The sequence below is a fragment of the Dapis purpurea BLCC-M126 genome (genome assembly GCF_050015975.1).
GTDB lineage: Bacteria > Cyanobacteriota > Cyanobacteriia > Cyanobacteriales > Microcoleaceae > Trichodesmium.
On record NZ_JBNHER010000285.1, the window covers coordinates 1 to 7,902 of the forward strand.

At 33.6% G+C, this 7,902-nt stretch carries 6 protein-coding genes; 4 read left to right on the top strand and 2 right to left on the bottom strand.

Annotation, left to right across the window (positions count from 1 at the left end; genetic code table 11):
* Positions 1–538 precede the first annotated feature (538 nt).
* Entirely contained in the window at positions 539–1,852 is a 1,314-nt protein-coding gene (locus ACP6PL_RS25930) for a PPC domain-containing protein (RefSeq protein ID WP_426548221.1), read from the bottom strand.
* A gap of 549 nt (positions 1,853–2,401) precedes the next feature.
* Between ACP6PL_RS25930 and ACP6PL_RS25935 the strand changes: the two genes are divergently transcribed.
* On the top strand, positions 2,402–4,243 hold the full coding sequence (locus ACP6PL_RS25935; RefSeq protein ID WP_426548222.1) for a pentapeptide repeat-containing protein: 1,842 nt from the start codon (positions 2,402–2,404) through the stop codon (positions 4,241–4,243).
* A gap of 654 nt (positions 4,244–4,897) precedes the next feature.
* Here ACP6PL_RS25935 and ACP6PL_RS25940 read toward each other — a convergent pair.
* Positions 4,898–5,500 carry an alpha/beta fold hydrolase gene (locus tag ACP6PL_RS25940; protein ID WP_426548223.1) on the bottom strand — a complete coding sequence of 201 codons (603 nt, stop codon included), beginning with the start codon at positions 5,498–5,500 and terminating at the stop codon, positions 4,898–4,900.
* Between the two features lie 58 nt (positions 5,501–5,558).
* On the opposite strand from ACP6PL_RS25940, the gene ACP6PL_RS25945 reads away from it, so the two are divergent.
* The 3 genes from ACP6PL_RS25945 to ACP6PL_RS25955 all read left to right on the top strand — a co-directional run bounded on the left by ACP6PL_RS25945 (position 5,559) and on the right by ACP6PL_RS25955 (position 7,807).
* Complete coding sequence (locus tag ACP6PL_RS25945) at positions 5,559–5,690, top strand: hypothetical protein (protein WP_426548224.1); 132 nt, start codon at positions 5,559–5,561, stop codon at positions 5,688–5,690.
* Positions 5,691–5,801: 111 nt separating this feature from the next.
* A complete protein-coding gene (locus ACP6PL_RS25950; protein WP_426548225.1) occupies positions 5,802–6,113 on the top strand; it encodes a hypothetical protein in 312 nt (103 codons plus the stop codon).
* Positions 6,114–6,943: 830 nt separating this feature from the next.
* Positions 6,944–7,807, top strand: a complete 864-nt coding sequence (locus tag ACP6PL_RS25955; RefSeq protein ID WP_426548226.1) for a substrate-binding domain-containing protein — start codon at positions 6,944–6,946, stop codon at positions 7,805–7,807.
* Positions 7,808–7,902: the final 95 nt, after the last annotated feature.

Below are 7,902 nucleotides of genomic sequence, written 5' to 3' on the forward strand. Positions count from 1 at the left end.
CTTGAATGAAGATGAAAATTTTTTTTATACCGAATTAAGCGGATTTGATATAACACTTATATCCGTTGTGGTTAAACAAGAGAGGATGTCAAATCTTGCAATGAGATGATATAAGTGCGTAATAATTTTAATAGGGACACAATATTACCAATGGATAATGGATAATTTAATCAATTCGGTTTAAAGCCTCTCCGTTTCAATCGATAATTAATAATTAATTAGAAAGAGTTTTTACAGCACTTCCAGTTCTTATGAGGTATATAGCTAACAGGCATCATGCCTGTTCTACAAGAACTTTACTGTTTAAACTTGTACATCATTACTCCAAAATATGCTGTATAATCCACACTCCATTATTCATTATCAATTAATGAATGTGTCCTTCAATAATTGATAATTGATAATGGATAATTGATAATTACCTCTACCTAAAAGGAAGAGGATTGAATCAAAGGAAAATTTTTTCTTATTTCTCCTTTAAAGGAGAGGCTTTAAACCTTAATTATTCGGTAAGAATTTACCAGGTTATTGTGAGCGGTTAAAAAAAGTTTGCTTCATTAGACAAACCATTGATTGACGGATCTCCTCCAATAATTGGTTCTCCTACAGGATTTCCGAGGAATACCCTAGTCAAACTAACAAAACCATTATCAACACTTGCATTTAAGCTAAAACCTGCAACAAAAGGTCGTTCATTATAAGTTACACGCAACAAATAGTTAAATTCTGGTGATAGAGTTAACTCTGAAGAAATCCCTAGAATATCTGATGCTACTCCTGGTCCAATTCTTGCATCAATACCACCACCACCATTATCATTAGCTGCAATTGGTATTTGTCCTTGTCTAGGTTGTAAGAGAGAGTCTTGAGGCAGTTGATAGACTTCTAATCGAGGATCTCCACCATTTCTAGCATTAAGTCCAATTGTTATGGGAGTGTTTGGTGTAGCGTTTAACAGATAATCCTCTGCTGTAACGAAAGCAGTATCTTCAAGATTTCTCACCACTTCATCAGCAGTTCCATCTATTATACCTTCAATACTAATATTTACTGGCTGGGGAGGAGGTACTGGAACTGGAGGTGTTGGAGGAATAATATCAGCACTAGCAGGAAATAGAGCTAACTCATAGTCACTAGCAATACCAGGAGCAGTCTGAAAAACATTAATCAAATATTCACCGGGGGTAGAGAAAGCTACCTGAAATGCCTCATTTGATGCACCCAAGTTGTCACCACGAGCAATTAAGTTACCATTACTATCTAATACTGCTACATCCAGATTATCAGTCAAATTTTGTAAAGCAATTCCTGCGGTTAATGGTTGTGTAATTGTGACACGATAGTAGTCTACAGGGTCGAAATCATTTATTGTTGCCAACTGACTTATAGGTACTTCTGGAGCTATAGTACCCAAAAAAGTTGGTGTATTTGGGTTATCATTACTGTTGTCAATAGTATTAATATTAGCACTGCTAGGAAATAGAGCTAACTCATAGTCACTAGCAATACCAGGAGCAGTTTGAAAAACATTTATAAAATATTCTCCAGGGATAGATAAAGTTGTCTGAAATGCTTCATTGGATACCCCTAAATTATCACCACGGGCAATTAAGTTACCATTGTTATCTAATACTGCTACATCCAGATCGCCAGTGAGGTTTTGTAGTGCAATTTCTGAAGTTAAGGGTGTATTAACTGTGAAGCGATAGTAGTCTACAGGGTCAAAATTATTGATCGTACCCAAGGCAGTTATAGGTATTTCTGGAAATAGATTACCTATAGGAGTTGCTGCGTTGATACTATCGTTACTGTTATCTGTAAAAATTACTTGAAATTGGTTTAATATACTCATTGTTAATATTTTTTTGAATTATTTTGATAACTAATTAAGTTTTTTAAGGATTTGTGAAATCTTTTAAACTTAAGAAACTACTATTCTTAATAATATAAGACTTGTCTATCGTCAAAAAAGTTTCTATCTATGGCAAAATCGGAAAATTTCATACAACAAGTAAAGATAGACACGATTAAAAAAGTGATAAACTTAATCAAATTTAAGTAATCTGCTATGTAATTTTACTGAATAATTAAATAATGAAATAGCAAAATAGCTTTTTTCCTATCAAAAAATCAAGGTATAAAAATTAACAATATTTTTCATACTACTTCTGTTGCCAAACTAAACCACATAGTAATATTTACTCCACTCAGAGCATTAAAAATTGTTACACTTTTCCGGTTGACTAATAAATTCAGTATACCAATTCAAAAAATAATGTGACAAATAACAAATTTGTATAAGCATCTTAGAACAAGTATATAACAACTAACTCTGCGTTACAATATTGTCAGAGTTAACTTCCTGTTTAATGTACTAATTATCGACAAAAATCCCTAAATTATGATGAATCTCCCAGAATTTTTTAATCAACGTTATCAAGTTAAACAAGAACTAGGTTGCAATCAAACTGGAGGTCGAATTACTTATCTCACAACTGATACTAACACCAATACTCCTGTTGTCACAAAACAATATCAATTTGCCAATTGGGCAGAATACGAAAGTTACTATAGAGAAATTGAACTTCTACAACAATTAAATCACCCTAGTATTCCCCGTTATCTCGATTCATTTGAGACAGAAAATGGCTTTTGCTTAGTGCAAGAGTACAAAAATGCTCCTTCTCTTGCCCAAACTCAACTTTGGACAGTAACAGAAATCAAACAAATTGCTCAAGAGGTATTAGAAGTTTTAGTCTATCTACAGAAGCAAGTACCGCCAATTATTCATCGGGATATTAAACCAGAAAATATCTTAGTTGAACGCAATGGTATTCAGCTCAAAGTTTACCTAGTAGATTTTGGGTTTGCCCGTAGTGGGTATGGGAATGTAGCAGTTAGTAGTGCAGTCAAAGGCACTCTAGGATTTATGCCACCAGAACAATTGTTTAACCGGGAACTAACCGAAGCATCAGATTTATACAGTTTAGGTGCAACTTTAATTTGTTTGTTAACTAATACAAAATCTAGCGATATTGGTAAGTTAATCAATGATAACTATCGAATTAATTTCAAAAAAATGCTGCCGAAAGTAGAACCAGCATTTATTAATTGGCTAGAAAAAATGGTGGAACCAAACCTAAAATCTCGCTTTCCCAATGCTGAAATAGCCCTCAAAAAGCTTAATTATCTTGGTAATTCAGAAAATACAACAACTCAAAAAATGCAATTTAGTACGCAAAAACCTAAGAAAATATTTACTGGAGCAGCAACAATTGGTCTATGTCTCATCGCACTTTACAGTACCATTGCAGCACTAACAACCTGGGGTGAAAATAAATGGTTGAGAACTCGAAAGCAACTAGAAGTATCTAATTCTAATGGGAGAAAACAACATTTGCAACAAGTGCTATTACAAACAGGTCAGTGTCCTCGGTGTGACTTAAGTAATGTGAACTTAGCCTATGCCAACTTGAAGAATGTTAACCTCAAAGATGCTAGTCTAGATGGTGCTGACCTTAATAATTCTGTTCTCAAAGATGCAGAACTATGGAAAGCAAGTTTGGCAGGAATTAATTTGTCAAATGCTAACTTATCAGATGCTGATTTCAGAGGTGCTAAACTCAGGTATGCAGATTTACACTCTGCAAACCTCTGGGGCGCAAATCTAGGATATGCAAATCTTTGGGATGCCAACCTAAATCAAGCCAACCTTCAACATACTAATTTTTGGGGAGCAAATCTAGGTTATGCCAAGCTAGAAAATGCTAACCTCAAAAATGCTAATCTCCGGGGTGCAAATTTATTTAGTGCTGAGTTAGAGAATGCTAATCTAGAAAATGCCAATTTGGAAAATGCTAAGTTGGATGGTGTTAACCTCAAGGGTGCTAAGTTAAAACAAGCTAATCTCAAAGATACCGTACTCTCAGCACATAAGGGTCATAGTTATCGCAGTGTTAATTTAGAGAATGCCGATCTAGAAGGTGCTAATCTCGAAGGTAGTCATCTAGAAAATGCTAATCTATTAGGTGCTTACTTAAAGAATGCTAATCTCAGCGAAGCTTCTCTTGAAGGTGCAGACTTACGAGGTGCAAATCTTACTAATGCCAACCTTAGCAAAGCTTATTTACGAGGTGCAAATCTTCGTGGTGTTAACCTTAGCGGAGCAAAGTTGGAGAGTGCAAACTTCCGAGACACTGACCTTAAAGGTGCTATCATGCCAGATGGTAGTATTCATCCTTAAATCACTAACAGAAGAAATAAATTCTATCATGTCCGGTTAAATATTCGTTATAGTGGAGTATCGTAAGTGGCATAAAATAGGAGTCGGAGTAGGAGAAACATTAAAATACATCCCTTTTCTTTGTCCTTATACTAATTCCCAAAAGTAATGCTATACTTACAGGAAAATTTAACTATTAAGTAATTAATACAGGCTGAATAACTTTTTTGATAATTATTAACAAGTTAGTATTAATTACTCTTGTTTTTCCCTCTTCCCTACTCAATAAAATAATGTAGAAAAGTTTTTGAGAAATGGTATTAGTAGTCAGGAAAATACATTTTATTTATAATTAAGTAGCTTGGCGTAATTCAATTCCACAGTCAGAAGTTAAATTTATAGTTGGGAATTATTACCAAAAACTAAAATCATGCAGACATTTTTATTAAAGTTTAATCATTTTATATTTCTATTTTAACCAGCGCCCTACATATTTATATCAAGTTCCTTATTATTAGTTATAAATAATTTTAATTTTTTTTAAATAGGAAAAGTAACACAGTAATAAATAGACGATAATTTCAGACAATTTATCTTGCCACTATAGCCTTTCTAGAGCAAAAAATAAGATTTTTTATTTATAAATAATTATCCGCAGTTGATATTATATTATGACTAAGTTATACAACTCTCAATAAATTTAATTAAATGTTTGTGAAATTCTTCAGTTTTTTTTATATAACAAGCATGACCAGCATCATCCAGGATAACTTTTTGAGAATTTGGCATTAAATCTACTAACAAATCAGCTTGTGTTACAGGTACTATTCGATCGTTACTTCCCCAAAGAGCTAATGTTGGTAAATTAATCCCTTTTAATTCATGCTGAAAACGCTCAATTCCGACAGGGGAAACTGCGACAAATCCTCTGAGTTTATCACAATAATTAATCACAAAAGGTAAACTATAACTGCCACTCATAGAAGGAGATACTAAAATTGGCAATTTTAAGTTTAAATTATTTAATATTTCTCGCAAAAAACCTAAGCTAGAAACTGATATTCTTTGGGAACGACCATAACCAGGAATATCTACTGCGACAGCTCGATAACCTTGGGTAGTCAAAAGATCGAGAGTACCTATTTCTTGCCATGTCTGAGCAGTAAAACTTGCTCCATGTAGCAACAAGATACTAACTGAATTTTTTTGGCCAGTTTCTAGGTAATGAATCCGAGCATTTTCCAGATGCAGATATTGAGAATTAATATGGGTATTCATAATTTATTGAGGCAAATTTTATTATTTTAAATCGTACAATAAAAACTAATTACTAAATATGAATATTACTAACAAAAATCCCTGGGAAAATCCAAACAGTTTTGTCGAAATTCGCTTTCCTTGGATGACCTTAATTGGTGAACATTTAGAAGATAACCAAGGACAAATTATTGATTATTGGTGGGTATAAAAGGCTGATTCTGTAATTATATTAACGATTTAATCCGAGCAGTTATTATTACCTATTACTACATATCGCCCTGGTATAGGAAAGAAAACTTTAGATTTTCCTGGTGGTAGAGTGCCATTTGGACAAACACCAGTAGCAGGAGTGCCAAAAATTTTACAGCAGGAATTAGGAATAACAGAAGCAGAAATTATTCATCTTAGTCCCCTCAATAGCAGCGGATGGGCAATTAATAGCTCATTTTCTAATCAAAAACTTTATGGTTTTGTTACAAAAATAGACTCCACAGTATCAATATCCAAAGAATTATTGGGCGGTGTCTATCCTACCACAAAATTAGGTATTCATAATTTACTTGAGAATTTAAGTTTTCTTCAGTGTCCTGCCCTATTATTAGAATGGCAAATTCAAACCTTTTATTCTTAATTTATGCCAATTTTTTTGGCGGAATGCTGCGCAAATAGCAATAGGAAATCAGAGTTGGAAAAAAAATTAATAGTTTATCAGTAGTTGATTAGTATTTTCTCTAACACCTACTACTTACTGAAATTCAGACTAAATAGTTAAACATACAACTAAGGAAAGGATGGAAAAAATTTAAACTATAAAGATGTGAGAAACAAGATTTGAAATTCAGTGAAACAGCTTGAGGAGTTGTAAATTTTCTAACTTTCTGTAATACTAATGTAATACTAATAGGTATGACTTATTTAGTGAAATATAGTACGCTGGTTTACATTCCAGAATAATATCATGTCCGGTTGAATAGTTATCATTAAAGTTCGTAGTAGGGCTTCAGCCCGATATATACTTAGGGCTGAAGCCCTACTACAAACAAAAACTTTTTTATCACTCATTATCCGGACATGATATAACAGGGCAGTTGGGCATTATCTTTGGTTTACGAAAGAATAAATAGTTGCGATACTGCCATTAGTTAGTGATAGAACTCCGGGTATTCCTGCATAGTAATGGTGAGAACATATATTTTTTTCCCATACTTCCCACACTTCCCACACTTCCCACACCTCCTATACCATTACTATGCACCACCATTGAATTCCGTTGCCCTTATGCTAACAAAAAACTTTCCCCTTTTTCTTTTTATACCTTCTTTTTCCTGTCTTCTCTCTTGACTCCTGTACTGGCAATTTCCTATAGAATGCTATGCAAACGCGAATCGTGCCTACTCTCTGGTTATTTATAATTATTGAAGAGGATATAATATTATATAGCAATTCACGTGTGAGTAGTAGATGAAACTGAAAAATTTATTAATTGTATTTATTGGGATATTGACTGTGGCAACTGTGAGTAGTTGTACAGGGAATAAGGATAATGCTCCGGAACGCTACGGCAACCAACAAGAAACTACCAATAAAGAAATGAAAATAGGTGGTTCTTCTGAAGGTTATCCTATCATGGAAATATTAGCAAATGCTTACGAAAATGACTCCATTGAAATTACTTTTATGCCTAGTAGTCAAAGTAGTGGTGGTATTAGAGGTGTTCAGGATGGGTTCATTAATATTGGAGTTATTAGTAAGGAACTGACAGCAGTAGAAACACCTGAAAATATTAAATACATACCCATAGCAAAAAATTTCCTGGTTTTGATTACTAATGAAAATGTCAAAGGAGTTTCCAATCTCAGCACGGAGCAAATTCAAGGTATTTATAATGGCACAATTAGCAACTGGAAAGAATTCGGAGGCCCTGATGCTAAGATTGTTTTATTAGACATACCTGAAGATGAAACAGAAAAGCAGATTTTGCGAGAAAATATTTTAGGAGAAAATCTTCAAGTCATATCAACAGCGATTCTTTTTCAAGAAGATGATGAAGTTCTTGAAGCTGTAGCAAATACACCTTACAGTATTGGTGTTATACCCGACTCGGAAGAGCTAAAAGAATTTAGTGTTAATACACTCAGTCTTAATAATGTTGTTCCTAACAAGGCTAATATACAGAATGGTAAATATAAAATGAGTCAGACTATTGGGATTGTTTTTTCTTCTGAACCTACTTCTGAAACTCAAGAATTTATTGATTTTGTCCTCACTCAAGAAGCTCAGGGAAAACTAGAATTAGCTAATTACATAGTTGTAGACAAAAATTAGCTCTGGAACAATATTCTTCTTAAACGCTAAGATTTAGGTATAATATCAAATCCGGTAGTATCGGTGTAATTAGATAGTTAATCTAGGAGTCAGGA

Coding starts and splice junctions, on each gene's coding strand:
- ACP6PL_RS25935 (WP_426548222.1), top strand. CDS start 2,402: ATGATGAATCTCCCAGAATTTTTTAATCAACGTTATCAAGTTAAACAA.
- ACP6PL_RS25945 (WP_426548224.1), top strand. CDS start 5,559: ATGAATATTACTAACAAAAATCCCTGGGAAAATCCAAACAGTTTTGTC.
- ACP6PL_RS25955 (WP_426548226.1), top strand. CDS start 6,944: ATGAAACTGAAAAATTTATTAATTGTATTTATTGGGATATTGACTGTG.
- ACP6PL_RS25940 (WP_426548223.1), bottom strand. CDS start 5,500: ATGAATACCCATATTAATTCTCAATATCTGCATCTGGAAAATGCTCGG.
- ACP6PL_RS25930 (WP_426548221.1), bottom strand. CDS start 1,852: ATGAGTATATTAAACCAATTTCAAGTAATTTTTACAGATAACAGTAAC.